Raw genomic sequence first — 24,103 nt, forward strand, 5'->3', positions numbered from 1 at the left:
ATCGACCAACACAAGAAAAATACGACTGCGCGGTGTGTACTCGGCAATGGCCCTCTCCGATGTCCTCCTTTCCCCACTGGGATTAGCCGCCCTTCTCGTCGCCATCCCCATCGTGGTGTTGTACCTCATCCGCCCGGACCCCGAACGGGTGGAGTTGCCGACGTTCCGGTTTCTGGTCGCCGAGGAGCGCCAACAGGCGACCACTCCGCTGTTCGAACGGCTCTCCCGAAGCGTCCTGCTTCTGATACAGTTGCTTGCGATACTACTGTTGGCGACGGCGCTGGCGACGCCGTACGTACCCGTCTCCGAGCGTGAAACCGTCGAGGAGACAGTACTCGTCGTCGACACGAGCGCGAGCATGAAGACGGCCGACGGCGGGTCGACTCGCTTCGACCGTGCGGTCGCCGCCGCTCGTGAGGAGGCCACGAGCGCCACGTCGGTAATAACGACCGAGGGCGGCGGCCGCGTCCGCATCCAGCGCGGGACGCCGAGCGATGCCCGTGGACTCCTCGGGGACCTCTCGCCGACGGACGCCCCGGGTGACCTCCGGGGCGCCATCTCGCAGGCGTCGTCGCTGGCCGGCGAGAACGCCCGCATCGTCGTCGTGAGCGACTTCGCCGGCGACTCCTGGGGCGATGCGGTGACGACCGCCCGCGCTCGTGACATCTCGGTCGACCTCAGGCAGTTCGACCGGGGCGGCGAGGACAACGTCGGCTTCGTCAACCGCCGGTTTTCGGGCTCGGAGGTGACGCTCTCCGTCCGGAACTTCGGCGACGACGCAGTCAGCAGGACCGTGACGCTCGGAGACCGCCGGGCGGAACTCCGCCTCGGCGGCGGCGACACCGAAACCGTGACCTTCCCCGTCCCGGCCGGCCGGACTCGCGCCGAGTTGTCCCCCGGCGACGACTTCGCGGTCGACGACAGCGTCTCGCTGGCCGCTCCCGAGGACCCGACCGTCGACGTGTTGGTGCTGACGAACGACGAGAACCGGTACCTGACGACGGCGCTGTCGGTCGTCGACTCGGTGGACGTGACCGTCGACCGTCCGCCGACGACCATCGACGACGGCTACGACGTCATCGTCTACAGTAACGTCAACCGGGAGTCGCTGTTGCCGGGGAACGTCGAGAGCGGCCGGGAACTTCTCGCCGACGGCGGCGGCGTCGCGGTGCAGGCACAGCGGGAGATGCCCGAACGGTACGGCGACCTCCAGTTGGTCGAGGCCTCGGGACTGCAGGCGGGGACGACGGTTCGGCGAACTGCCGACTCGGAGTTGACCCGCGGTATCGACTTCCAGCCGCCCGAGGAGTACCTCGCCGGCGACCTCCGGGAGGGTGAGTCGCTGGTCGAACTCCGCGACGGGTCGCCGCTCGTCGCCACCGCCGAGCGCGGTCCCGGGCGGCTGCTGTACTACGGCTACATTAAGGACGCATCGAGCTTCAAGTTCAACTACCAGTACCCGGTGTTCTGGAAGCGCGCCGCCTTTCACCTCGCGGGCCGGGAGCCGCTGCCGGCGCTGAACTACGCGACCGGCGAGACGGCGCGCTTCCAGGTCGACACCGTCTCGGGGCCGGACGGTCAGGTGTCCGGTCCGGCCGTCAGTCTGCAGCGTGCTGGCTTCTACGGCACCGCCAGCCGACAGGTCAGCGCGTCGCTGCTCGACGAAGCCGAGTCCGACATCGCCGTCGAACCGCTCGAAGACCGCTCTGGCCCCGTCGGCGAGCTCACGCGCGAAGAGCAGCGAACCGTTCCGCGTCCGCTCACCGAGTTCGTGGCGCTGGGCGCCCTCGCCGTGCTGTTGCTCGAAGTCGGCTATCTCTACCGGCGGGGTGACCTCTGATGTCGGTGTCCTACACCATCGGCGAGGAGCTGACGGTCGGCCTCCAACAGCTGTGGCCGCTCGTGGCGCTGCCGATAGCCGTCGCCGTGTTGGCGTATCTCGTCTTCCGGCGGGCGCCGGATTCGCGGTCGGCCTCGGCCCGGAGCCGCAGACTCCTCTTTGCCAGTCGCGTCCTCGTCGTCGTGTTGCTCGTCGGCGCGGCGATGGGGCCGTTTACCGTCCAGACACAGGAGACACCCGGCGAACCGAGCGTGACGCTGCTGACCGACGACTCCGACAGCATGGCGGTGTACGGCAACGTGACCGACGACCTCGTCGCCGACATCGAAGCGGCCGGCGTCCCGGTGACGCGAGCGACGGTCGGAAGCGGGACCGACTCCCGCATCGGCGACGGCATCGCGGCGAACCTCAGGGAGAACGGTACGGTGGTCGTCCTCTCCGATGGGCAGGTGACCGAGGGGCGGCCGCTGTCGGTCGCCGCCGAGGAAGCCCGGCGGTTGAACGCGACGATTAACGCCGTCGAACTGCCGCCGCGTCGCACCGAGCGGGCGGTTTCGATGACCGGCCCCTCGACGACCAGCGTCGGCATCCCCGCCGAGTTCACCGCCACCGTCGACGGCGTCGGTGCCGAATCACCCGTGGAGGTCGAGATGCGAATCGACGGCGAAGTCGTCGAGACGCGGACGGTCGCACCGGGCGAGTCGCTGTCGGTTTCGCACACCTTCGAGGAAATCGGTTCCCATCGCGTGACGGCGACCATCTCCGGCGACGACGTCTACGGCGAAAACGACGTCTTCTATCGGAGCGTTCGGGTCGTCGAGAAGCCGGACGTGCTGTACGTCTCCGGTGGCGGCTACCCCTTAGAGGGGTATCTGAACTCGCTGTACGACGTGACCAACGCCTCCTCCGTGCCGGACGACCTCGACGACTACGCGGCGGTCGTCGTCCAGGACACCCCGGCGAACCGCCTCGGCAACGTCAGTTCGCTCCAGGAGTTCGTCATCAACGGTGGCGGACTCGCCGTCGTCGGCGGCGAGAACGCCTACGAGAACGGCGGCTACGACCAATCACCCATCGCCTCGACGCTTCCGGTCCGCGTCGGGAACGCCACGGGCGGCACCGCCGACATCGTCCTGTTGGTGGATATCTCCGGCAGCGCCCGCGAGGGCCAGTCCATCCAGAAGGCGGTCGCTCTGGACGTCCTCGACCAACTCAACGACGACAACCGCGTCGGCGTCGTCGCGTTCAGCCACGTCGTCTACCGCATCGCCGACCTCCAACCGCTGAGTACCTCCCGAGAGCGAACCGCCGACCGCATCCGCCGCCTGCAGAGCGTCGGCGGAACCGACATCGCGAACGGGCTTCGGGGGGGCGGACGAACTGCTCGGCAATCGCGAGGGGACCATCATCCTCCTGAGCGACGGCCAGACGGAGTTCGGTCCCCCGACCGCAGTCGCAACCCAACTCGGCCGGGAGGGGACGCGGGTCATCTCCGTGGGAGCAGGTGAACGGGTCAACGAGCAGACGATGCGCCGCATCGCGGAGGCCTCCGGGGGGTCGTACTTCGCGGCCGACGAGACGAACCGCCTGCGACTGCTGTTCGGCGGCACCTCACGGCGGTTCGAGGGCGAGAACCTCACCATCGTCACCCAGAACACGTTCATCACCTCGGGCGTGAAATTGACGGCGAACCCCGAGCGCGCGAACGCGGTCGCGGTCAAGCCCGGCGCCGATTACCAGGTCGCGACCGCCGACGGAACGCCCGCAATCGCCTCCTGGCGGTTCGGACTCGGGCGCGTCGTCTCGCTCACGGCCTACGACGAGGACGGCACGCTCGGCGGCCTGCTGGAACCGCCCGACTCCCTCGTCGTGACGAAGTCGGTCAACTACGCCATCGGCGACCCGGCGCGGACGCGGACCGGCGTCACGGCCGTCGCCGACGCCCGGGTTGGCCGACCGACCGAGTTCACCTACCGCGGGGATTCCCGACCCGACGCCGAGGGCGTCACCCTCCGGCAGGTGAGCGAGGAGCAGTACCGTGGCGAGTTCACGCCCCAAGAGCCGGGGTTCGGCGAACTGCTCGACGCCGAGTACGCCGCCAACTACCCCGTCGAGTACGGCAGTTTCGGTCGGAGTCCCGAACTCCCCGCCGCAGTCGAAACAACCGGCGGACGGACGTACGACCTCGACGATGGGAGCCGAATCGCCGCTCAGGCCAAACAGCAGTCGACCCGGGTTCGGACCGTCGAGGAGACGTGGGACTGGCTTGCGGTGCTCGCGGCGCTGCTCGTCTTCGTCACGGAGGTCGTCGCCCGACGTGTTCAAGTGTATCGCGGCCGCAGTTCACTGGAGAGTGGTCTCCCGTGAGTTCGCTGGGCCGTAGCATCAACCTCGGATTGGTCCTCCTCATCGTGTTGGCGCTGGCCGGCACCGCCGGAGCGACGGTGCTGTACCAGAACGCCACCGGCGAGCTACAGGACCGAAACGAGAACCTCCAGGAGGATAACGAAGAACTCCGAACCGAACTGAACGAGACGGAAACCGAGTATCGACAGACACAGGCACGCGTCGACGAACTCGAATCGCAACTGAACACTCGGAATCAAGACGTCGACCAAGTGGCCACCCAACTCGAGGAGACCCAACAGCAACTGAACGCGACCGAAGACGAACTCGCCCGGACCAGACAGTCCCTCCGGGAGTCCCAAGACCAAGTCGTAGAGTTGCGGACCGAGTTGGGCGACGTTCGAGCGGAGTTGGAAGACGTTCGGGATACCGTCGCGGACCTGGAAGACAGAAACGACGAGCTAGAAACCAGAAACCAGGAGCTTGAGGACGATGTCCAAAATCTGGAAAACGATATCCAAGACCTAGAAGACAGAAACGACGACCTCGAAACCAGAAACCAAGAGCTCGAGAGTGACATTCAAGAACTCTGTAATAAGGAGAAAAACGCCAACGAAACCGTCTGTGAGGGGTACTGATGACGGACGAAGAAAGCGAAACGGAAACCGGCGCAGAAGTGGCCGACGACCGGCCCCGCGAGCGAATGGCCGCGGCACTCAACGAGATACGCCGCGAGGGGCTGAAAGCCGCAACCATCTACGCGGCCGTCGACGCGACGCTCGTCTTCCTCGCGGTGAATCTGCTCGTAATCGTCGTCGAGCCAGCAGCGATACCTGACGCGGTCACCGTCCCGTCGTCGGTGACCGACGCCGTCGGGGGCCTCGTCGGCCAATCGCTCGGGACGGTCGACGTTCCGGTGTCGGCGCTCATCGCGACGGCCCTCGCGGTGGTCGTTTTCGGCGCGGAGTTGTGGCTTCGGAGTCGCCGCCCGCTCGTCGAGCGATTCGAGGCTGCGAACCCATCGGTCGCCGAGGCGCTGCGAACCGCCCGCGACACGGTCGCCCGCGACAGCGACTCGCGGATGGCCGCCCGGTTGTACGAAGACGTCCTCGAACGGCTGCGAGACACATCGAGCGTCGCGTTGCTCGACGTGCGACGAATCGCCGTTACAGTTATCGTCGTCGTGGCGCTGAGTCTCGCGACCGTCCAGTTGGCCGCCGTCGACCTCGGTGGAGGGGAAGGCGTGGGCCCGGACGACGGCACCGACGCAGGCGAGGATACCCCGAACCCCTACACCGGGCTGAAGGACGGCGACGCCGTCTTGGGCGACCCCGAAGACGTCGACGCGGGCGACGACGAGTTGGACGCCCAAATCGACTCCAGCGGCGGCAGTGAGGACGTAGACGACACCCAGCAGTTCCCGTCCGACAGCGTCGACCGCGGGTCTGGCGGGTCGAACAGCGCCGACGGACAACAGGCCGGCTACGCCGAGCCGGAGCAACTGGAGGACGCGGAGCTCATCCGCGAGTACAACCTCCGCATCCGCGACGAGGAGAACACATGAGTACGGACCACGACATCGACCGACTACAGGAGAAGCTAGCGACCGCCCGCGAGGAAATCGGCAAGCGAATCGTCGGCCAACACGAGGTGCTCGAGGGGTTACTCGTCTGCATCCTCGCCGACGGCAACGCCTTGCTCGAATCGAACCCCGGACTCGGGAAGACGACGATGGTGCGGACCATTGCCGAGGTGACCGACCTCCAGTTCTCACGGGTGCAGAACACGCCCGACTTGATGCCCTCCGACATCACGGGGACGGAAATCATCCGCGAGACGGAGACGGGCCGGGAGTTCGTCTTCGAGAAGGGCCCAATCTTCGCCAACGTGGTGTTGGCCGACGAAATCAACCGCGCGACGCCGAAGACCCAAGCCGCACTGCTCGAAGCGATGCAGGAGAAACAGGTGACTGCGGCGGGGGAGACCTACCAACTCCCGAAACCGTTCTTCGTCCTCGCGACGCAGAACCCCATCGACCAGTCCGGGACCTATCCGCTTCCGGAGGCCCAGACCGACCGCTTCATGCTGAAACTGTTGCTCGATTACCCCGAGTACGACGAGGAGCAGGAAATCGTCGACATGTTCACCGGCGACCGCCCGCAGGTGCCGGTCGACCAGGCGCTCACGCGGGCGGAGATTCAGGAGATTCAGCAACTCGTCAGGGAGGTGCCCATCGCCGACGACCTCCGGGACCGGGCGATTCAGTTGGTCCGTCGGACCCGTGAGGCCGAGGAAATCGAGTTCGGCGCCAGCCCACGGGCGAGTATGGCGCTGGTGTTGACCGCGAAGGCGCGGGCGTTCCTCCAGGGCCGGACACACGTCGCAAGCGAGGACATCGAGGCGCTGGCGCCGGCGGTCCTCCGGCACCGAATCATCCTCGATTTCCGCACCGAGCGCGAGGGCCGGACGGCCGACGATGTCATCGAATCGCTCATAGAGTGACGATGTCCGAGAACACGTCCGCTGGGGGTGACCGGCCGTGACCATCGACCCGTCGTTTCTCGACGGCCTCGGTCGGTTCCGGGCGGCGCTGAACCGCCAGACGACCGAACTCCGGCAGGGAGACCAACAGTCCCCACGGGTCGGAGAGGGGTTGACCTTCAGCGACTACCGGCGCTACTCGCCGGGCGACGACACGCGACTCATCGACTGGAAACTGTACGCTCGAACTGACGAGTACTTCATCAAACAGTTCGAAGAGGAGCGCAGTCTCACGGTCCACCTGCTCGTCGACGCCAGCGGGTCGATGGACTACGGCGACGGCGACGCCCACAAGTTCGACTACGCCGCCAAACTCGGGTTGGGATTCGCGTATCTCACCGCCGAGGAGAACAACGAGTTCCAGTTCTCGACGTTTCGGGAGTCGGCCGACCGACTCGACACCGGCCGGTCGAACCGAGGGGAGGTGCTCGCGCTCATCGAGCAGTTGAACGGCATCACCCCGTCGGGCGAGGTGGATTTCGAGGCCGCCCTCCTGGAGTACGCCGAGCGAATCCGGTCGCGGTCGCTCGTCGTCGTCCTCAGCGACTGTCTCGCCGACCCGGAACCCATCGAAGCCGGCGTCGCCTCGCTCGTCCGCAACGACATCGACGTGTTGCTCGTTCGCGTCGTCGCCCCCGAAGAGCGCGACCCCGGCGTCGTCGGGGACGCACTGTTCGCCGACCCGGAGGGCGAGGAGACCCGGCGGTCGTACTTCAGCGGCTCGCTCGCCGACGCCTACCGGAGCCGACTCGACGCACACGTCGACAGCGTCTCGAACCGCGTGACCGCACTCGGCGCCGACCACGTCCTCGTCGACACCGGCGCGGACTACTTCGATTCCTTCGGGAGCGTCTGGCTCGGCTGACACACCGACGCACACGTGGCAAATATCGCCACGTTCATGCTCGGTTCACACGGCCTTCCGATATGGAAATCATCGAGAACAGCCTCGGTGTCGACATCGGGGCCTTCCTCGCGCGACCGCTGTTCGGCCACCTCGCGACGCAAGCCCCCGAAGGCCCCCGCGAATCGCCCGTCTGGTACCTCTGGGAGGACGACGCGGCGTGGATTCTGGGCGACGCCGCGACCGACACCTTCCCGGCCCGCATCGAGGAGACACCCGCGTGTTCGCTCGGCGTCGTCGACTTCGACGCCGAACGCGGCCTCGTCCAGCACGTTGGGATGCGGGGGCAGGGAACCGTCGAACCGTTCGACCGGGAGTTGGCCGAGCGACTGCTCGCCCGCTATCTCGGCCCGGATTCGACGGATTGGGACCCCCGGTTTTCGGGGTACGTCGCCGACCCGACGGAGACAGCCCTGTTGGTGCGCATCGAACCGAAAACCGTCGTCGCCCGCGACCAGTCGTACGCGCCCGCTCCGGTCCGTTAGACGCCGCCGCCGTAGTCACTCTCGCCGGTGCGGTCCTCGGCGAACCCGCCGCGAATGGCTATCCAGCCGATGACGGAGACGAACAGAATCGGCGGCATGAGCAGAAATCCCCACAGGGGGTCCAGTCCCCACTGGAGGAGGAGCACCAGATTACCGACCCCCAACGCGACGAACGGGATGGTGATGAGTGCGGCGACTTTCCGACCCTTCTTGAACCCGCCGCCGTCGGTCCCCTCGTCGTCCATATTCGCCGTTAGGTCTCCGCCGAGAAAAGCACCTCGCTCTGTCGACCAACCAGATATTATCTCTTACAGGGAAAGTGTAATTAATGGGTAGAACCAATAAATGAACGGTGCCGGGCACCGTCGACTCCCCCCACCCACCCCCCACCGGCACCGCCCTGCCGCCGTATCCCTTTACAGGAGGCCGAGCGCCGACCCGACCTCGTAGCCGAGTTTCGCCGTCTCGACAGTGACGGTGTTCGTGATGCCGACGCCCTCGACGGTCACGTCGTCGGACTCGTAGGCGTCGACGGCAGCCGCGCCCGTGTCCTCGGCCTCGGCGATGTCACGGATAGTCGCCTCGTCGGTCGTGACCCGAATCGTCGGGTCGTCTTCGCCCTCTTCGAAGGAGACGACTTCGGCGTTCTCGTTGGTGACCGCGGTGTAGGTCACCGTGCCGTTGTCTCCTTCGACGGTCATCGCGACCCGCTCGTCGGCGAAGCGGTCCGCGATGACATCGGGTGCGTCGCCGATGTTGTCGTTGTACGCCTGAGCGACCGACTGGGCGTCACCCTCGGCGGATTGGGCGGCGACCGCCGCGGGTGCCGCGACCAATCCGAAAAGCAGGACGACCGAGAGTACGACCGCTTTCGGTGCGATTCGCATACCCGCTAGAAACGGTGTCCGATGTAAGTGTTTTCTGGCCGTTATGTTGCTCGATTTGGGCGATTCGACCGCTCACTCGCCGCGGAACTCCGGTTCCCGTTCCTCGATTCGGGCTTCGAACCCCTCGCGGTAGTCGCGGGTGTCGTCGAGTTCACGGCCGAGCGCGCGCTCCAGTTCCAGCCCCTGCTGCAGCGGGGTTTCGAGGGCCGCGTTGAGCGCCTCCTTGGCGTTCCGAAGCCCCAACGGTGCGTTCTCACAGAGGTCGTCCGCGAAGGCTTTCGCGCGTTCGTCGACGGATTCGTCGTCACACACCTCGTGGACCAATCCACAGTCCAGCGCCTCCTCGGGGTCGATGAACTCGCCAGTGAGGACGAGTTCCTTCGCCTTCGAGAGTCCCACGAGCCGAGGGAGGCGCTGGGTCGCACCGCCGTGGGGGAACGTCCCCAGTTTCACCTCGATGACGCCGTAGGTGGCGTCAGAGCCGAGGATTCGGAAATCACAGGGGAGTGTCAACTCGAAGGCGCCGGCGGGGGCGGCCCGTTTGATGCCCGCGACGACCGGTTGTCGCGCCGTCTCGATGGCGTCGAGCAGTTCGGGGAACACCTCACGGTTGATGTTCGAGTCCTCCTCGACGCGGTCCCGCATCATGTGGAGGTCCATCCCCGCACAGAACACCGGCCCCTCGCCGAGCAGCGTGATGGCACGTACGCCCTCGCGGGCGCTGGCCTGCTCGAAGGCACTCGTCAAATCACCCATCAGAGCCTCGTTCATCGCGTTTCGTTTCTCCGGTCGCGCGAGACGGATATCCGCGCGGTGGCCCTCCACGTCGAGCGTCGCCAATCCGGTGCCGATGGATTCCATACCCGCGACACCGCGGGAACGGGGTTAAAACTGAGGGGGAACGCTAAAGGAGTGCGTCACTCGCCCGATGCGATACCCGACACCGCCTCACCGAGGTCCGAGATACCGCCGCTCAGGAAGTCGTTCACCGACCCGAGGATGTCACCGACGAAGTCGGGGACCGGTCCGGGTAGGTCGCTCGGCGGGCCACGCTCGCCCGCGTCGCTGGCGTTGTCGTCGGGCTGTGCAGCCACGCCACCCACGGCACCGGCGAGCAGCGCACTCGTCGCCAGCACCGCAAGCAGTATCGATTTGGCTCTCATTGCATGCTTTCGTACCTGCCGTCGGTACTTGTACCGTCACGACCGTTTCGAGCCGTTTAGTCCGTTCAGGCCCCAGACAGCCGATTTTCGTCGGAATAAACGATCTGAACGGTTGGCGCTATTTCACAACTCCGAGAGCGCCCGCTGTTCGCCCGGCAGTTCCGTCTCGTTGCCCCGCAAGTGGCTAGCGCGGGCCAGCAGGTAACCATCCGCGGGACCCAAATCGCGAGGGTGGGCGTCCTGTACCCACAGCGTCCGCCCCTGGGGACTCACCTCGCGGGCCCACTCGCGGGCCAGCGCCTTCGAGTCGAAGGTGCGAAAGCGGCCCTCCTCGGCGACCCACTGGCCCACCGCCGAACTCACCCGGCGTGCGGAGGGCTTCAGCGCGACGACGTAGGGGTCGCTCATACCACCCCTCCACGTTGGGACGCGAAAAGTTTTGGTCCTGCTTACGAGACTGTTATACGATGACACACGAGGCGACCGTCGACGGCCTCGGCATCAGCGTCGACGACGGCGGCGAGGAGGGTGCACCGGTGGTTCTCCTGCGCGCTCGCGGGGAGACGCTACCGATATTCATCAGTGCCGACCAGGCCAAATCCATCTCTCACGCCCTCGAAGGCCGGCCGTTCGAGCGACCGCTCACCCACGACCTCTTCGTCGAGATGCTCACGGAGTTCGGCGGCGCCATCGACCGCGTCCGCATCGACGGCCTCGCCGAACACACCTTCCTCGCGAAGATCGACGCCGAACGCTACGTCAACGGCGAACGAACCGACGTGACCTTCGACGCCCGCCCGAGCGACGCCATCGCCATCGCGCTGCGCGTCGACTGCCCTGTCTTCGTCTCCGAGGACGTCCTCGATAAGGCGGGGCGGCCCCCGGAGGAGTTCGAAGTCGAGTGATTACAGGGCGGTCGGGTCGAAGCGCTCGTTGACGCCCTCCCACGCGCCCTCGTGGTCGGCGCGCGTGTCGATGTAGGCCTCGACGCCGTTTCCGGAGGGGTCCTCGAAGTACAGCGCCTTGGAGATGCCGTGGTCGACCGGGGACACCGCGATGCCGCGCTCTTGGAGGGACTCGTAGAGCGCCCGCAGCGCCGTCCCGTCGTCGAGTTCGAAGGCGGTATGATATAGTCCGACGCCCGAGGACGGGTTGGGAGCGTCCTCGCCGACCCCCTGTAGCGCGAGGTCGTGGTGGTGCTCGCCGAACGTGAGAAAGGCGTACCGGCCGACACGTTCCTCGACAGCGAGGTCGAAACAGTCGCTGTAGAAGCCGACTGCTCGCTCGACGTCGCGGACCTTCAGGTGGACGTGACCGAGATGGGTCATACCGTACGTTCGGGACAGCCGGAAATAAGCCCGACGCGCTACTCTCCGTCCTGCTCCTCGCCGTAGCGCTCGGCGGCGGATTCGAAGCCGAACTCCGCCTGCTCCTTCGAGCGTCGACCCTCGGCTTCCGCGATGGCTTCGGGGTCCGGCGAGGCGTCGTCGTCGATGCGCGCCCACGAGTCGTGAATCTTCGCGTGACACCACCGACAGAGAAACACCGTGATTTCGTGTGCAGCGTCCTTGCGGTCGTCCTCACGGTACTCGAGGTGGTGTTCCTCCAGTAACGGCCGCTCGTCGTCGTGGGCGAGTCGGCGCTCTTCGAGCCCACACCGGAGACACTCCCGCGAGCGCTGGCGGGCCCGGAAATGTGGGCAGTCGCCCCACCCCCAATCACCGTCCGGGTCTGCCGCCGGACACCGAAGGTCGTCTTCGTGACGCTCGCGGGCGAACTCGGGGTCGTTGTGGCCGTGTTCGGCGGCGTATCGACAGCGGCCGTCGTCGGTGAGGAAGTCACAGCGCTCGACGACGGCGTAGGGGTCGTCGACGCCGACCGAGGTGCCCTTCGGCGTCTTCTCCATATCGGTCGTGGGGCGTCTTCGGGGTTGAATCCTCCGCCCGCGCCCGAGTGGTCCGCACCGGGCGACACGCCTCGACCGCCGGCCGGTCGTCGGCGCGCCGTCGTTGAATACCGTCGACGTTCGTGAAACGTACCAGACCGGCTTACTTGCTCGAAGCGCTATCGAGATACAATGGACGTTGGACCCACAGTAACCCGTCGCGAAGTCACGAAGAGTGCCGCTGCCGTTACGGTCGCTGCGCTGGCCGGCTGCACGGGCGAGGAGACGCCCGACCCCGTGGACATCGAGTCGGGCGACGAATGCGACGAGTGCGGAATGGTGATCACCGACCATCCCGGCCCGGTCGGGGAGACGTATTTCGAGGAGAACTCGCCGGCGGACGGCGACGAACCGGCGCAGTTCTGTAGTGCCTCCTGTGCGTATCGATACACCATCGACCGCGAAAACGAGGGCTGGAGTACCGTCGCGATGTTCCTCACGGATTACTCGTCGGTCGACTACGAGGTGTCCGGGTCGGAGGCGAAGCTCATCTCGGCGCACTTCGAGGCCGCGGCGTTCGCGGCGACGGATGCACTCGAAGTCGTCGTCGACAGCGACGTCGAGGGGGCGATGGGGTCGTCACTGATTCCCTTCTCGGAGACGGACGACGCCGAAGCCTTCGCCGACGAGTACGGCGGCCAGCGGATGGCCGCCACCGATGTCACGGACGAGACCCTCGCCGGTATCGGCCGGTAAGCGTCGGCGACGCGGAGGCGACCTCAGTTCTCGGTCGTCGGCAGTCGGTTCCGTAGCCACGCCTTCCAGGTCGCGACGAACTGCGGGTTCCACGACCGGGCAGCCAACGCGATGCCCGTCGTGAGGAGTCCGACAGCCAACCAGCCGGCGAGTCCGACGACGTTCAACGCGGGATTGGCGAATCCCGAATCTGCCGTCGCCACGCCGATGACCGTCTCGAACACCAGTCCACGGTAGGCGCTGTTCGGACTGACCGCCATCAGCGAGGCGAGGTCGACCGTCGTCCCCGGACCGCCGAGGCGGGACAGGACCAACAGGTCACCCCCGGCGACGACGCCGAGGAAGACCAACAGTGCGAGAGCGAGTGCGGTCCGACTCCGTCGTGCGAGGGCTGCGACAGCGAGTGCGAGCGACAGCACGACGACGCCGAAGACGACCGTCAGCGTTGCGAATCGGACGAAGAGGGCTGGCGAATCGACCCCGCTGTGGGTCACGAACACGGCGGATTCGACGCCCGGTGTAACCGCTACGAGGACAGCGACCGTCGCGAGCGGGACGCCGAGAATCACGACCAACGCGATGGCCCGCCCGACGAACACGCCGACGGTGAGCAGCACCGTCGACACCGGGTAGGTCCGGAGTATCGACAGGTCGTCGTTTTCGCCGGTGAACGCCCGGTAGCCGAGGACGACCGAGACGGTCGGAACGAGCAGTTCCAGCGGTAACAGGAGGTCGACGGCGGTCGGCACGTATCCGCCCTGCAGGGCATCGCTCCCGGTGACGATTCCCGAGAGGATGACCGCGAGACCGACCGTGAGCGCGAGATACGACCGCGTCCGGACGATGGTGTCGAGTTCACGCCGCGCGATGGCGACGAACGCCGCTGCTCGGCTCATGTCTCCCCCACGACCGTCACCCGACGTGAGCTATCGGAGAGTGTCATCAGCGCCTCCCGCAGCGTCGGTGCGTCGGCTTGCTGACGAAGCGCCCTCGGTGACCCCCGCTCGACGATTTCGCCGGAGGCGATTACGGCCACGTCGTCGGCGTACTCCTCGACGAGGTCGATTTCGTGTGAGCTGACGAGGACGGTCGCACCGCGTTCGGCCATCGCCGCGACCGTTTCGAAGACGTGCGTACTCATCATCGGGTCCAGACCACTCGCCGGTTCGTCGAGGACGACGAGCGGTGGGTCTCCGACGGTCGCCTGTGCGACGGCGAGTAGCTGGCGCATCCCGCCGGAGAGTGCTTCGACTCGTCGGTCGGCCGCGTCTTCGAGGCCGACGCGTTCGAGCAACTCGGTCGGTTCGGCGCCGTCGACGAACGACCCGTAGAACGCGAGCGTCTCCTCGGCGGTGAAGCCGGACCGGAACGTCGCGTCCTGTGGCAGGTAGCCGATGGGGCGGGGAACCGAGGGACCCTGGTACGTGACCGACCCGACACCGACGTCGGGCCGGACGTCGCCGACGACCGTCCGGATGAGCGTCGTCTTGCCGGAGCCGTTGGGGCCGACGACGGCGATGACCTTCCCCTCCGGAATCGACAGGGACAACTCGGATAGGACCTCGACGGGCCCGAAGGAAACCGAGACGTCGTCGACTTCGAGAATCGGCCGGTCGGTCACGCCGGACACCCCAGTTCGTCGGTCGGTGCGGTTCCGTTCGCGAGCGCTCGGCCACGTTCGAGGCGCGTTTCGTTTACGGGGGTAGAACGCGGATGGGCATCGACGACGGTGGCTGGTCGCATCCCTGGCGCGGTGGTGCGTAACTCGCGGATGCCGCGAACGACCGGCGAGGCGGCGAGCGTCCGCGCGGCCGGGTCTCGGTGGAGTCGACCGTCGACGGAGTCGCTCGGGACGAACTCCCTGTCGGTGTCCACTTCGGCACCCCAGTAGTTCCCGGCGCCGTCGTGGCTCCAGATTCGAAGCGGCCCCGTCCCCACGTTGACGGGCCGGTGGTTGTCGACGATATCGTTTCCGACCACCCGACTCGTCGGGATAATCGAGGCCGAACGGAAGCCGACATCGTTTCCGACGACGGTGTTTCTCGTGTACAGCGAATTGCGTGCGTTCGTCGAGATTCCCTGTCGGGTTCCGACCACGGTGTTCTCGCCCACGTAACTGTCGGACCCGCTGGGGACGATGCCCTGCCCCGACTCGATGACCGTGTTGCCGCTGATTGCGGTGCCGGTTGGACTGGTCATGACGACGACGCCGGCGTACTGTTGGCCCGTAGCACAGTTGTCGGCGAACAACCCGTCGGAGGTGTACATGAAATGTCCCCCGTAGCGACCGCCGACGAAGCGGTTCTCTCGCACCGTGATGCCCGGCGAGCGGTGCATGTACACGCCGTCACGGCCGTCGACGAACGTCGAATTCTGGAGGACGATTGGCGACCGAATCGTCGTCACGCCCATGAATCCGTCTTCCCACGTCTCCGCACCACTGACGGAGACGGTGTCGACCACCGTTTCCTCGCTGTTCCGGACGGTGATTCCCGCGGTTCGCGTCGCGATGTCGGTCCGGAAGACGAGGACGCGGTCGGCATCGTCGACGACGATGCCCGAGTCGGCGTAGCCGTACGCCTCGACGGTGTGGGAATCCCACCCCTCGACGGAGACGTTCTCTTTCTCCTGTTCGCCGCCAACACCGGTGATGGAGAGCCCCGTAATTGCGGCATCGGAGGCCCGGACGGTGAGGACCGAGCCGTTGCCGGTGCCAGCAATCGTCGCGTTGTCGCCACGGAGCGTCACCGACTTGTCGACGACGATTGGCCCCTCGTAGGTGCCCGGCGGGAGCAGAACGGTCGTGTTCGGCGGCGCGGCCTCGATGGCCGCCTCTACCGTGGGTTCGTTGGCACCGACCACGACGGACGTCTCGCGTTCGAGAAGGCGGTGCCGTTCGGCGACCGTCGTGTCCGCTCGGTCGTGGTGGGCGTCGATGCGGCTTCGAGCGGTCGTTCCGTTTCCGGCCGGCGCCTCGAAGCGGGTCCGGTCGCTCCACTCGACGACTTGGCCGCCGTATTCGTCGGCGAACGCCGATGCATCCGCTTCCCGTTCGAACGGGACCGTCACCGTGGTGTCGGCGATGGTCGCGTTCGACCCGACGACGTATGCGACATCCTCGGCGGGGAGCCACGTGTTCGTCCGGTCGCCGACGAGCAGTCCCGCGTCGTCGACTTCGACATCGGCGGGTGCCACTTCCACGTAGACGACACGCGGATAGCCGAACTGCTGGTGAATCAGTGGGTCGTCGACCGCTTCCGCCGCTTGACCGAGTCCCCGGTAGCCGACGACGTAGGGATACTGAGAGTAACTCACTTGGACCCGTGGAATGACCCGCTCCCCAATCGATTGTCGCTCCTCCAACGACAATCCCACTTTGACGGTGTCGTCGAAATCGACCGGCGGCGGTCGCGCCCCGCCAGGGGCGACGACGAACGACCCGGCAGCGAGGACCACCAGCAATCCGAGGCCGATTCCAACGAATCGATTGCTCTTCACACCGGATTCTCCGTGACTTGTAGACATATGCTGTCTGGTGTAACCGTCTAGTCGCGAGGGCCGTCGCAGTCGTCGCCGGGGGCCGGCAAAGGTCTAACACGGTCGCTGCCGAAACTGACGGACATGAAACAGTCCTCCTTCCGCTATCTCGGGGCCTTCGACCTCGTGATAGTGGCCGCCTTCCTCGCGGCCTTCGGCGTCGGCGCGCTCGGGTCGACGCCAATCGCCCTGATGGTGCTCGCGGGCGTCACCGCCCTGCTCGCGGGAAGTCTCGCAGAGCTATCCCTCGGCCCGATCACTATCTCGTGGCGAGGGTTTGCGGCCGCCACCTATCTGCTGTTCGCGGCACTGTTGCCCGCCACCTACCTTCCCCACGTCGTTGCCGGCACTGCGACGACGAGCGAAACCGCGCTGTTCGCCGTCTCCTGTGTCAGCGCAGCGGTGTTCGTCTTCATGGGATTCGACATCGCTCGCGGCGGGAAGCACTTCGAGGTCCGGGCGAACGTCGAACGCGTCGTCGGTCGCTGACCCGGCGTCGAATCGCGAAACCGGGCGTGACTTTTTATCGGGGGCCGACGCAGCCGACGCCGTGCGCGTCGTCCACGAAACCGACAAGACCAAACGGGTCCTCGCAACCGATGTCGATGTAGCCGACGGCCTCCTCTCGCAGGGACTCGGGTTGATGTTCCGGCGGTCCATACCGGACGACTACGCGCTCGTGTTTCCGTTCGGGCGGACCACCAAACGCGGCCTCCACATGCTGTGTGTCCCCTTCGACATCGATGCCGTCTGGGTCGTCGAGGAAGAGGTACGGGCAGTAAAGCGGCTCTCGGCGTGGACGGGCCGCGGTCGGGCCGCAGCCGATACCGTCGTCGAGTTGCCGGCCGGTGCGGCCGACGGCGTCGAAGCGGGCGATACCATCCGCGTTGAGGGCTTGTAAGCGGGGTTTCGTCGGTCGCCCGAAATCGTGCGCGAACCCGCAACTTAATCAACCCCGACGCCAATGTGTCTCCTGTACCCATGCCGAACACCGATACGGCAGAGGATAGAGTAAGTCGCCACGCGGCGGCTGGTCGAGAAATTCGACCGCTTATCTAACACAGAGGATTCTACCGTGACAACGTTATTCGGGGACCACCCAGCGACTGCTCCCCTCGAAGACTGCGAGGTACAGTTCCTAGACACCACGCTACGCGACGGCGAACAGGCACCGGGCATCTCGCTGTCGCCCGACGAGAAGGCAGACATCGCACTGGCGCTCGACGACGCCAACGTGGCCGTCATCGAGGCCGGCAGCGCCTGCACCGGCGCGGGCGAACGCGAAACCATCTCGCGGGTCACCGACCTCGGGCTCGACGCCCGCGTGACGAGTTTCGCCCGAGGCGTCAAAAACGACATCGACCTCGCGCTCGACTGCGATGTCGACGGCGTCAACCTCGTCGTGCCCGCCAGCGACCGCCACGTCGAGGAGAAACTCGACACCACCCACGAGAGCGTCGTCGAGAAGACCGTCGACCTCGTGGAGTACGCCAAGGACCACGGCCTGTGGGTCGAGGTCCTCGGCGAGGACGGCTCTCGCGCCGATATCGAGTTCCTCGAGGAGTTGATGGGCGCGGCGATGGACGCCGGCGCCGACCGCATCTGTGCGCCCGACACCGTCGGCCACGCCACGCCCGACCGGATGTTGGACATTTACAGCCGGCTTTCGGAACTCGGCCCCACGTCGACACACACCCACGACGACCTCGGGTTGGCGGTGACGAACACCCTCGTCGCGGTCGCCGCGGGCGCCGACCTCGTCCACGGCACCATCAACGGCATCGGCGAGCGCGCCGGCAACGTCGCCATCGAGGAGGTCGCCATCGCCTTAGACCACGGCTACGGCGTCGAGACGCTCGACACCGAGAAACTGTACGACCTCGGGCAACTCGTCTCCTCGTCGACCGGCGTGCCGCTGGCGCCGAACAAGGCCGTCGTCGGCGAGAACGCCTTCACCCACGAGTCCGGCATCCACACCGACGGCACGCTGAAAGACGATGCGATGTACGAACCGTACCCACCCGAAAAAGTGGGCCGCGAACGCCGCCTCGTCCTCGGGAAACACGCCGGCCGCGCCGGCGTCGAGGCGGCCCTCTCCGAACACGACATCGAGGTCACCGACGACGAACTCGCGGAGGTCGTCTCCCGCGTGAAGGCGCTCGGCGACCGCGGCAAGCGCATCACCGACGCCGACCTCCTGACTATCGCCGAGGAAGTCCAGGGCCGGGAGTACGACCGCCGCGTCGAGTTGGTCGACCTCACCGCTGCTTCCGGTAGTGGAACGCCGACCGCTTCGGTTCGACTGACCGTCGACGGTGAGGAACGGGTCGCCTCGGGGACCGGTTCCGGGCCCGTCGATGCGGCCATTGCCGCCGTCCGCTCGGCGCTGGGTGCGGCCGCAAACGCCCAACTGGAATCATACCACGTCGACGCCATCACCGGCGGCACCGACGCCGTCGTCACCGTCGAGGTGGAAATGTCCCGTGGCGACCGGACGGTCACCGTCGCCGCTTCGGATTCCGACATCACGACGGCCTCCGTGCGAGCGATGGTCGACGCCCTCGACCGACTGCTCGCCGACGAGGAGACGCCGGTGTTGGCTGACGACTAACACCCACTTTTTGCACGAGAACACGGGTCGCGCGCCGTTCGGCGCGCGACACCGGTTGCGTGGCGGCTTCGCCGCCACGTAATAAGGTTGCGGGCCAGCGGCCCGCAACCCACTCGGCAAAAACTTGGGGAAAATATGCGCGACTCGCTCCTGTCGCGCGGCTTCGCCGCGCGGTAGTCGCTCGTCGCTACGGCGATTCGGTGCCCTCCGGGCACCTCATCGCCGCGAACCGCTCGGCGCTTCGCGCCTCGCGGATACTGATTTTTACCGCCCCGACCATGTCCGAGCGACGATAGCACGCCTTTCAGACCCTTTTTACGCGCCGACGCGATACGCACACTCAATGACGCGAATCGTCGTGGTCGACAACCACGGGCAGTTCACCCACCTCGAACACCGCGCGCTCCGCGACCTTGGCATCGATACCGAAATCGTTGACAACGAGACGCCACCCGAAGACGTAGACGCCGACGGCATCGTCCTCTCCGGCGGCCCCTCGATGGACCGCATCGGCCACTCCACCGACTACCTCGGCGGCGACGTACCGGTGCTCGGCATCTGTCTCGGGATGCAGTTGATAGCCGACGAGTTGGGCGGCCGCGTCGAATCCGGCGAATACGGCGGCTACGCCGACGTGACCGTCGAGATTACCGACGACGACGACCCCCTCGTCGGGTCGCTCGCACCCGAAACACGGGTGTGGGCCAGTCACGCCGACGAGGTGAAAGAAGTGCCCGAGGGATTCGTCCGCACCGCGAAAAGCGATGTCTGCGGCGTCGAGGCGATGAGCGACACCGACCGGAACCTCTACGGTGTCCAGTGGCACCCCGAAGTCGCCCACACCGAACGCGGCGAAGAGGTGTTCGAGAACTTCATCGCGGTCTGTGAGTCGGCGTAGTCACCTCCGAGCGTTTTAACCGCGCTGCGACCCCCTGTCGGGATAATGACACGGACGCAGGGCGATTTGGCCTCGCTGTCGCGGTTCGTCTTCCGCGCGCCCGACTGGTCGGCCAGCCTCTTTCTCTCCCTGCTCGTCGCGGCCGTCGCCGGATTGGCCGCCTTCGATTCGCAGTTCGCCCTCAACGACGCCTATCAGGGGATGGTGTACATCGGCGTGCCGACGGTCGTCGCCGCCTTCACGACCCCGTGGGTCGACCGCCGACTCGGCGGGCGGTTGACCTACAACCGCTCGGCGCTGCTCGCACTCGCCTGTGAGGTGCTCGTCGTCGTCATCGTGGTCCTCGCGGCGCTCGTGGCGGTCGTCGCCGGCTTCGGACAGGCGTTCATCGTCGATGCGCTCATCATGGCGCTCGGCGTCGTCTTCGGCGTCCGGTTGTTCGTCGTCATGGCCGTCTCCCGACGGTCGCTTCTCGTCGCCACCGTTCCCGCGAGCATCCAGACGCTCGTCGCCGCCGTCCTCGTGTTCGTCTACAGCGGCGCCGCGCGCTATCTCGACGTTGGCGGCCCGCTCGTGGACACCTACCTCGCCCGCTCGGCGGTCGCGCCGCCGGAACTGCTCGTCGTTCGACCGGCCGACTTCGCCGTCCTCGGCGCGATTTGTGTGGTGTACGCCCTCGCAGTCCAGCTCTTCTTGATTACCATCGACCGGCCGTGGCGGCGCAACCTCGGCGTGTCCGTGTTGGACTTCGTCGGCGGCTTCATCGGCCACATCGCCGAGGGCTCCCGGGAGTTGGAGGAGTTCTTCGGCCAGTTGGGCGAGGACGCCGTCGTCCCCGTTACCGTCCTCGGAGTTCGACGCGCCGACGGCACCGAGAAGGCCCGGTTCGTTCTGCCGATGATACACCCGGGACCGATGGGCGAAATCGGTGGCGGCAACCTCCCCGAGCGCGTCGCCCGCTCGACCGACGGCCTCGCCTTCCCGCCGCACGCCACCGCCGGCCACGATTTCAACCTCGTCACCGAACGGGAGGTCGACACCCTCCTCGAGGCCGCCGAGACGGCCCACGACCGTATCGACTACGCCAGCGAGGCCACACCCGGACTCCGCGAGCAGGAAGGGGACTCGAAACTGCTCGGACAGGCAATCGGCGAGGACGCCCTCGTCGTCGGTACTCACGCCCCGGCGTTCGCCGACGACGTGGACTTCTCCGTCGGCCTCTCGACGGCCGCCGAGGCCCGCGTCTCGGGGATTCGAAACGTCATGCTCGTCGACGCCCACAACTGCAACGACGGCCTCGCTGGCGATGACCTCGGCCACGTCGTCCCCGGGTCGAGGCGCTCCTTCGACATGATGGAAGCGGCGGGCCGGCTCGGCGAGCGTCTCTCGAACGCCGAGCGCCGACCCCTCAGCGTCGGCGTCGCGTGGGACGAAACCGACTGGGAGCCGAAAGACGGCATCGGACCGCTCGGCGTCCGCGTGGCTGTCTTCGAGGTCGGCAACGGCGACGACCGAACGCGGACCGCCTACGTCCTCGTCGACGGCAACAACATGGAACCCGGCCTACGCGAGGAACTGCTCGCGGCGGTCGAGGCCGACACTGCGGAGGTGATGACGACGGACACACACATCGTCAACACGATGGAAGCGGACAATCAGGTCGGCGGCGCCATCGACACTGACGACCTCGTTTCCCTCGTCGAGGACCTCGTTTCGGAGGCCGTCGACGACTGCGAACCCGTCGAGGCGGGGATGGCCGTCGAACACGCCGAGGTGACGGTGTTCGGCAACGACCGCACCGAGACACTCGCTTCAACGGCCAACGCGATGATACAGATGGGCGGGGCGCTGCTGCTTGCGGTACTCGGCGGGTCGATGGCGGTGAGTCTCCTGGTGTTCCTGCTGGCCGGCTAACGCGTCTCGTCGATGAGGTCGTCGGCCGCCTCCCGGAGTTCACCGGTCATGTGGAGCCCGTGAGCGTCGAGCCGGCGCACGAGCGCCTTCGCTTCGTCGGCGGTGAGTTCGCCCTCGGCCACGTTTCGCACGACGACGCCGATTGTTCCGGTGACCGTCGCGCCCAATCCGTCCGCAACCGTCCGGACGCGCTTGTCGTCGGAAACGACCGCTATCGGCTCGTCCCGGTCGGTCTTCGAGAGGACGGCAGCGACGATTTCGGTGTCGCCGTTGTGTTCGGGTTCACCGAGTACGGTTCGGGCACGCTTCCCTGTAGCGGCGTCTATCCCGTCGGGGACGACATCGTGGCCGCCGTCTTCGAGCGTCTCGATGAACCGTCGGAGGTTCTCCGCGGCCGGCTGGGACGTCACCTCCGTCCGAACCCGTTCGGGGACGACGAGACGACCGTCGAAAACGGTGAGTCGGTCCAGTTCCCCGACCGTTCCGAGCGCGATGAGCGTGCTCGCGTCCACGTAGATGTGCATCTACAGGTCCCGCGCCGCGTCAGCGTCCGCTTCGAGGTCGGACGGCGTCAACTGCGACGTGAGGTTTCGCTCTCTGGCGATTTCCAGCCACTCGGCGAGACTCACACCGGCGAGGCGCGCCGCCTCGTTGACCGACACCTCCCCGGACTGGTACTGCTCGACCGCCACGCGAATCCGGAGTTCCGTCAACCCCTCACGGAGTGCCTTCCGAATCGTGGTGCTTCTGTCCTCTTCCAACAGCGCTGCGACCTCCTCTATCGCCTCTTTTTCGTCGTCGGGGACTCGGGCGCTTATCGAGGGCATGTACACAATGTACTACACTGTTATACAAAACGCTGTTGCCGCGACGGATAGCGCCGCCGCTGAATACGTAGCGACCGCAAAACCCGAAGAGAGGTTAGGCGTCCTCGAACAGTTCGTCGACGGCCGCCTCTGCGGCCTCGATGGCCTCCTGCACCACGTCTTCGGGGTCGGGGTCCTCGGGCGCGTTGAGGTACACGTCGACTTCGAGGACGCCGTCCTCGAACCGCACGGTCACGTCGAGGTCGGTTACCGCCGATTGCTTGTACCGCGAGAGGACGACCCCCTCGGCGGCGTCGGAGGCGGCTTCGACGACCTCCTCGTCGCTCGGCTCGCCGCTCGATTCGTCGGTCACGTCGTTACGCGCCGCCGGCGCCCGGGCCACCGGGGCCCATCGGGCCGCCGCCTGCGCCGCCCTGCAGCATCTGCTGGAGTTCCTCTTGGAGGGACTCGAACTGCTCTTGGACGCGGTCCTCCTGCTTCTGGAGAGTCTGGGTGCGGACTTCGAGGCTGTCGACCTTCTCCTCGAGGTCCTCGTAGGCCTCGTCGTAGCCCGTCTCGACGAGCAGTTCGCCGACCTCTCGGTACATCTTCGTGTCACCCTCGATGTCGTCGAGGGTCTCCAGCGCCGTCTTCGACTCCTGCAGTTGCGTTTCGGCCTGCTGTTTCTGCTGTGCGACCTGCTGTGCGGTCTCCTGAAGGTCCTGGAGCTCCTCGATTTTCTCCTGTGCCTCAGGCGGTAGATTACCCTGCATACACCGACCGTCGGGATGAATACTGAAAAAGCCACGCTTTCGGTTTTCGCGCGTTCAACGACCGGCCTTCATACTCCGCTCGGCTACCTCGACGAGCGTTGCCCAGGTGTTCAATCCGGCTCGCAGCGCGACGAGGTCGTCGGCGTCGATGTCGATGCGGAGTCGGCTGCCGTCCCGACTGACGGCGGCGGTCGTGCGGTCGCCCTCGATTTCGCCGATTTCCTGGCCGACGCTGTCGGCGATTAGCGCGGCCGCTTCGGGCGTGTCGTAGTCGAAAACCAGTTCCGCGTCGTGCACGGCCGCTTACTGTACGTCGACTTCTTTGATGTCGCGGCTCCGCTCCTTCAGCAGGACGCGGTGGCCGCAGTACGGACAGCGGACGCCGCCGTACTCGTCGAGTTCGACGTCGCGTTTACAGCGGGAGCACTTGTAGCTCATGAGCCTACTCCTCGTCTTCGCCGAGCGCCGCGCGGATGGAGCGGCGGACGGTCTTGCCGGCGGGGGTCTGCGGTTTGTAGGCGCCGCCAGTGAACTTCTCGCCGGTCTCCTCGTTCACCCAGATGCCCGTCCCGACGCGTTTGACGTCGTCGCCGTCGACCTGTGAGTTCTCCATCTCGCCTTCGATGTCGGCGACGCGGCGCCGTGCGACGCGCCCGTAGCGGGCGCCGAAGCGGCCGGCGCTCCCGGTCGTACCCTTCTTGGCCATAGTATCATACTGTCCACCCAGCGAACGGATAAGTCTCACGTTTCGCGGTAG

At 66.4% G+C, this 24,103-nt stretch carries 30 protein-coding genes and 1 pseudogene; 14 read left to right on the plus strand and 17 right to left on the minus strand.

The window, feature by feature from the left end; genetic code table 11:
* Positions 1–46: 46 nt before the first annotated feature.
* The 7 genes and pseudogenes from GJ631_RS07600 (at position 47) to GJ631_RS07630 (ending at position 8,116) form a co-directional block, all read left to right on the plus strand.
* Positions 47–1,840, plus strand: a complete 1,794-nt coding sequence (locus GJ631_RS07600) for a BatA and WFA domain-containing protein (protein WP_156708578.1) — start codon at positions 47–49, stop codon at positions 1,838–1,840.
* Positions 1,840–4,207, plus strand: a pseudogene (locus GJ631_RS19465) (VWA domain-containing protein). Before GJ631_RS07600 ends, GJ631_RS19465 begins: the two are co-directional and overlap by 1 nt.
* Positions 4,204–4,824 (plus strand): chromosome partitioning protein, encoded by a 621-nt coding sequence (locus GJ631_RS07610; protein ID WP_370518587.1) that lies wholly within the window; start codon positions 4,204–4,206, stop codon positions 4,822–4,824. Before GJ631_RS19465 ends, GJ631_RS07610 begins: the two are co-directional and overlap by 4 nt.
* A complete protein-coding gene (locus GJ631_RS07615) occupies positions 4,824–5,750 on the plus strand; it encodes a hypothetical protein (protein WP_156708579.1) in 927 nt (308 codons plus the stop codon). The genes GJ631_RS07610 and GJ631_RS07615 overlap by 1 nt, the downstream gene beginning before the upstream one ends.
* Positions 5,747–6,688 (plus strand): MoxR family ATPase, encoded by a 942-nt coding sequence (locus tag GJ631_RS07620; protein ID WP_156708580.1) that lies wholly within the window; start codon positions 5,747–5,749, stop codon positions 6,686–6,688. Before GJ631_RS07615 ends, GJ631_RS07620 begins: the two co-directional genes overlap by 4 nt.
* A gap of 37 nt (positions 6,689–6,725) precedes the next feature.
* Positions 6,726–7,592, plus strand: a complete 867-nt coding sequence (locus tag GJ631_RS07625; protein ID WP_370518588.1) for a DUF58 domain-containing protein — start codon at positions 6,726–6,728, stop codon at positions 7,590–7,592.
* A 62-nt stretch (positions 7,593–7,654) separates the two neighbouring features.
* Positions 7,655–8,116, plus strand: a complete 462-nt coding sequence (locus GJ631_RS07630; protein WP_156708581.1) for a pyridoxamine 5'-phosphate oxidase family protein — start codon at positions 7,655–7,657, stop codon at positions 8,114–8,116.
* Here GJ631_RS07630 and GJ631_RS07635 read toward each other — a convergent pair.
* The 5 genes from GJ631_RS07635 to GJ631_RS07655 form a co-directional block, all read right to left on the minus strand.
* Complete coding sequence (locus GJ631_RS07635; RefSeq protein WP_156708582.1) at positions 8,113–8,361, minus strand: hypothetical protein; 249 nt, start codon at positions 8,359–8,361, stop codon at positions 8,113–8,115. The two genes, GJ631_RS07630 and GJ631_RS07635, sit on opposite strands and share 4 nt — an antisense overlap.
* 171 nt (positions 8,362–8,532) lie before the next feature.
* On the minus strand, positions 8,533–9,003 hold the full coding sequence (locus GJ631_RS07640) for a hypothetical protein (RefSeq protein WP_156708583.1): 471 nt from the start codon (positions 9,001–9,003) through the stop codon (positions 8,533–8,535).
* Positions 9,004–9,075: 72 nt separating this feature from the next.
* A complete protein-coding gene (locus tag GJ631_RS07645; protein WP_156708584.1) occupies positions 9,076–9,864 on the minus strand; it encodes an enoyl-CoA hydratase/isomerase family protein in 789 nt (262 codons plus the stop codon).
* A 56-nt stretch (positions 9,865–9,920) separates the two neighbouring features.
* Entirely contained in the window at positions 9,921–10,166 is a 246-nt protein-coding gene (locus GJ631_RS07650) for a hypothetical protein (RefSeq protein ID WP_156708585.1), read from the minus strand.
* A 123-nt stretch (positions 10,167–10,289) separates the two neighbouring features.
* Entirely contained in the window at positions 10,290–10,574 is a 285-nt protein-coding gene (locus GJ631_RS07655) for a hypothetical protein (RefSeq protein WP_156708586.1), read from the minus strand.
* A 59-nt stretch (positions 10,575–10,633) separates the two neighbouring features.
* Between GJ631_RS07655 and GJ631_RS07660 the strand changes: the two genes are divergently transcribed.
* Complete coding sequence (locus GJ631_RS07660) at positions 10,634–11,071, plus strand: bifunctional nuclease family protein (protein WP_156708587.1); 438 nt, start codon at positions 10,634–10,636, stop codon at positions 11,069–11,071.
* Here the strand turns inward: GJ631_RS07660 and GJ631_RS07665 are convergent, their stop codons facing one another.
* A complete protein-coding gene (locus GJ631_RS07665) occupies positions 11,072–11,494 on the minus strand; it encodes a VOC family protein (protein WP_231753922.1) in 423 nt (140 codons plus the stop codon).
* Positions 11,495–11,532: 38 nt separating this feature from the next.
* On the minus strand, positions 11,533–12,072 hold the full coding sequence (locus GJ631_RS07670) for a hypothetical protein (protein ID WP_156708588.1): 540 nt from the start codon (positions 12,070–12,072) through the stop codon (positions 11,533–11,535).
* A gap of 171 nt (positions 12,073–12,243) precedes the next feature.
* On the opposite strand from GJ631_RS07670, the gene GJ631_RS07675 reads away from it, so the two are divergent.
* Positions 12,244–12,807, plus strand: a complete 564-nt coding sequence (locus GJ631_RS07675) for a nitrous oxide reductase accessory protein NosL (protein ID WP_156708589.1) — start codon at positions 12,244–12,246, stop codon at positions 12,805–12,807.
* Between the two features lie 23 nt (positions 12,808–12,830).
* On the opposite strand, the gene GJ631_RS07680 is transcribed toward GJ631_RS07675, so the two are convergent.
* Genes GJ631_RS07680 through GJ631_RS07690 form a run of 3 tightly spaced genes read right to left on the minus strand, consistent with a single transcriptional unit; the run spans position 12,831 to position 16,305 of the window.
* Positions 12,831–13,703 carry an ABC transporter permease subunit gene (locus tag GJ631_RS07680; protein ID WP_156708590.1) on the minus strand — a complete coding sequence of 291 codons (873 nt, stop codon included), beginning with the start codon at positions 13,701–13,703 and terminating at the stop codon, positions 12,831–12,833.
* A complete protein-coding gene (locus GJ631_RS07685) occupies positions 13,700–14,437 on the minus strand; it encodes an ABC transporter ATP-binding protein (protein ID WP_370518589.1) in 738 nt (245 codons plus the stop codon). The genes GJ631_RS07680 and GJ631_RS07685 overlap by 4 nt, the downstream gene beginning before the upstream one ends.
* Positions 14,425–16,305: a NosD domain-containing protein gene (locus GJ631_RS07690; RefSeq protein ID WP_197424910.1), complete on the minus strand. Its 1,881-nt coding sequence runs from the start codon at positions 16,303–16,305 to the stop codon at positions 14,425–14,427. The genes GJ631_RS07685 and GJ631_RS07690 overlap by 13 nt, the downstream gene beginning before the upstream one ends.
* A 123-nt stretch (positions 16,306–16,428) precedes the next feature.
* On the opposite strand from GJ631_RS07690, the gene GJ631_RS18980 reads away from it, so the two are divergent.
* From GJ631_RS18980 to GJ631_RS07710, 5 genes are all read left to right on the plus strand, one after another.
* Positions 16,429–16,833: a hypothetical protein gene (locus GJ631_RS18980; protein WP_231753923.1), complete on the plus strand. Its 405-nt coding sequence runs from the start codon at positions 16,429–16,431 to the stop codon at positions 16,831–16,833.
* Positions 16,834–16,894: 61 nt separating this feature from the next.
* On the plus strand, positions 16,895–17,245 hold the full coding sequence (locus GJ631_RS18985) for a DUF192 domain-containing protein (RefSeq protein ID WP_370518590.1): 351 nt from the start codon (positions 16,895–16,897) through the stop codon (positions 17,243–17,245).
* 174 nt (positions 17,246–17,419) lie between these two features.
* The gene (locus GJ631_RS07700) at positions 17,420–18,955 is read left to right on the plus strand and encodes a (R)-citramalate synthase (RefSeq protein WP_370518591.1); all 1,536 of its coding nucleotides are present in this window, start codon (positions 17,420–17,422) and stop codon (positions 18,953–18,955) included.
* Positions 18,956–19,298: 343 nt separating this feature from the next.
* Positions 19,299–19,853: a GMP synthase subunit A gene (locus GJ631_RS07705; RefSeq protein ID WP_156708593.1), complete on the plus strand. Its 555-nt coding sequence runs from the start codon at positions 19,299–19,301 to the stop codon at positions 19,851–19,853.
* A 45-nt stretch (positions 19,854–19,898) separates the two neighbouring features.
* A complete protein-coding gene (locus GJ631_RS07710; RefSeq protein ID WP_156708594.1) occupies positions 19,899–21,767 on the plus strand; it encodes a DUF2070 family protein in 1,869 nt (622 codons plus the stop codon).
* Here GJ631_RS07710 and GJ631_RS07715 read toward each other — a convergent pair.
* The 7 genes from GJ631_RS07715 to GJ631_RS07745 all read right to left on the minus strand — a co-directional run bounded on the left by GJ631_RS07715 (position 21,764) and on the right by GJ631_RS07745 (position 24,052).
* Positions 21,764–22,291 (minus strand): hypothetical protein, encoded by a 528-nt coding sequence (locus tag GJ631_RS07715; protein ID WP_156708595.1) that lies wholly within the window; start codon positions 22,289–22,291, stop codon positions 21,764–21,766. The two genes, GJ631_RS07710 and GJ631_RS07715, sit on opposite strands and share 4 nt — an antisense overlap.
* Positions 22,292–22,594, minus strand: coding sequence for a UPF0175 family protein (locus tag GJ631_RS07720; RefSeq protein WP_156708596.1), 303 nt, complete (start codon positions 22,592–22,594; stop codon positions 22,292–22,294).
* A 94-nt stretch (positions 22,595–22,688) separates the two neighbouring features.
* Positions 22,689–22,946, minus strand: a complete 258-nt coding sequence (locus tag GJ631_RS07725; RefSeq protein WP_370518592.1) for a DUF3194 domain-containing protein — start codon at positions 22,944–22,946, stop codon at positions 22,689–22,691.
* Between the two features lie 4 nt (positions 22,947–22,950).
* Positions 22,951–23,346 carry a prefoldin subunit beta gene (locus tag GJ631_RS07730; RefSeq protein ID WP_156708597.1) on the minus strand — a complete coding sequence of 132 codons (396 nt, stop codon included), beginning with the start codon at positions 23,344–23,346 and terminating at the stop codon, positions 22,951–22,953.
* Positions 23,347–23,400: 54 nt separating this feature from the next.
* Entirely contained in the window at positions 23,401–23,643 is a 243-nt protein-coding gene (locus GJ631_RS07735) for a KEOPS complex subunit Pcc1 (RefSeq protein WP_370518593.1), read from the minus strand.
* A gap of 6 nt (positions 23,644–23,649) precedes the next feature.
* Positions 23,650–23,784, minus strand: a complete 135-nt coding sequence (locus tag GJ631_RS07740) for a DNA-directed RNA polymerase subunit P (RefSeq protein ID WP_015408900.1) — start codon at positions 23,782–23,784, stop codon at positions 23,650–23,652.
* Positions 23,785–23,788: 4 nt separating this feature from the next.
* A complete protein-coding gene (locus tag GJ631_RS07745) occupies positions 23,789–24,052 on the minus strand; it encodes a 50S ribosomal protein L37ae (RefSeq protein ID WP_156708598.1) in 264 nt (87 codons plus the stop codon).
* Positions 24,053–24,103: the final 51 nt, after the last annotated feature.

It is taken from the genome of Natronomonas sp. CBA1123, assembly GCF_009741925.1.
GTDB lineage: Archaea > Halobacteriota > Halobacteria > Halobacteriales > Haloarculaceae > Natronomonas.

Bases quoted from the DNA above. Each gene is read 5' to 3' on its own strand.
- GJ631_RS07600 (WP_156708578.1), top strand. From the start codon at position 47: ATGGCCCTCTCCGATGTCCTCCTTTCCCCACTGGGATTAGCCGCCCTT.
- GJ631_RS07615 (WP_156708579.1), top strand. From the start codon at position 4,824: ATGACGGACGAAGAAAGCGAAACGGAAACCGGCGCAGAAGTGGCCGAC.
- GJ631_RS07620 (WP_156708580.1), top strand. From the start codon at position 5,747: ATGAGTACGGACCACGACATCGACCGACTACAGGAGAAGCTAGCGACC.
- GJ631_RS07630 (WP_156708581.1), top strand. From the start codon at position 7,655: ATGGAAATCATCGAGAACAGCCTCGGTGTCGACATCGGGGCCTTCCTC.
- GJ631_RS07635 (WP_156708582.1), bottom strand. From the start codon at position 8,361: ATGGACGACGAGGGGACCGACGGCGGCGGGTTCAAGAAGGGTCGGAAA.
- GJ631_RS07640 (WP_156708583.1), bottom strand. From the start codon at position 9,003: ATGCGAATCGCACCGAAAGCGGTCGTACTCTCGGTCGTCCTGCTTTTC.
- GJ631_RS07645 (WP_156708584.1), bottom strand. From the start codon at position 9,864: ATGGAATCCATCGGCACCGGATTGGCGACGCTCGACGTGGAGGGCCAC.
- GJ631_RS07650 (WP_156708585.1), bottom strand. From the start codon at position 10,166: ATGAGAGCCAAATCGATACTGCTTGCGGTGCTGGCGACGAGTGCGCTG.
- GJ631_RS07655 (WP_156708586.1), bottom strand. From the start codon at position 10,574: ATGAGCGACCCCTACGTCGTCGCGCTGAAGCCCTCCGCACGCCGGGTG.
- GJ631_RS07660 (WP_156708587.1), top strand. From the start codon at position 10,634: ATGACACACGAGGCGACCGTCGACGGCCTCGGCATCAGCGTCGACGAC.
- GJ631_RS07665 (WP_231753922.1), bottom strand. From the start codon at position 11,494: ATGACCCATCTCGGTCACGTCCACCTGAAGGTCCGCGACGTCGAGCGA.
- GJ631_RS07670 (WP_156708588.1), bottom strand. From the start codon at position 12,072: ATGGAGAAGACGCCGAAGGGCACCTCGGTCGGCGTCGACGACCCCTAC.
- GJ631_RS07675 (WP_156708589.1), top strand. From the start codon at position 12,244: ATGGACGTTGGACCCACAGTAACCCGTCGCGAAGTCACGAAGAGTGCC.
- GJ631_RS07680 (WP_156708590.1), bottom strand. From the start codon at position 13,703: ATGAGCCGAGCAGCGGCGTTCGTCGCCATCGCGCGGCGTGAACTCGAC.
- GJ631_RS18980 (WP_231753923.1), top strand. From the start codon at position 16,429: ATGAAACAGTCCTCCTTCCGCTATCTCGGGGCCTTCGACCTCGTGATA.
- GJ631_RS07705 (WP_156708593.1), top strand. From the start codon at position 19,299: ATGACGCGAATCGTCGTGGTCGACAACCACGGGCAGTTCACCCACCTC.
- GJ631_RS07710 (WP_156708594.1), top strand. From the start codon at position 19,899: ATGACACGGACGCAGGGCGATTTGGCCTCGCTGTCGCGGTTCGTCTTC.
- GJ631_RS07715 (WP_156708595.1), bottom strand. From the start codon at position 22,291: ATGCACATCTACGTGGACGCGAGCACGCTCATCGCGCTCGGAACGGTC.
- GJ631_RS07720 (WP_156708596.1), bottom strand. From the start codon at position 22,594: ATGCCCTCGATAAGCGCCCGAGTCCCCGACGACGAAAAAGAGGCGATA.
- GJ631_RS07730 (WP_156708597.1), bottom strand. From the start codon at position 23,346: ATGCAGGGTAATCTACCGCCTGAGGCACAGGAGAAAATCGAGGAGCTC.
- GJ631_RS07740 (WP_015408900.1), bottom strand. From the start codon at position 23,784: ATGAGCTACAAGTGCTCCCGCTGTAAACGCGACGTCGAACTCGACGAG.
- GJ631_RS07745 (WP_156708598.1), bottom strand. From the start codon at position 24,052: ATGGCCAAGAAGGGTACGACCGGGAGCGCCGGCCGCTTCGGCGCCCGC.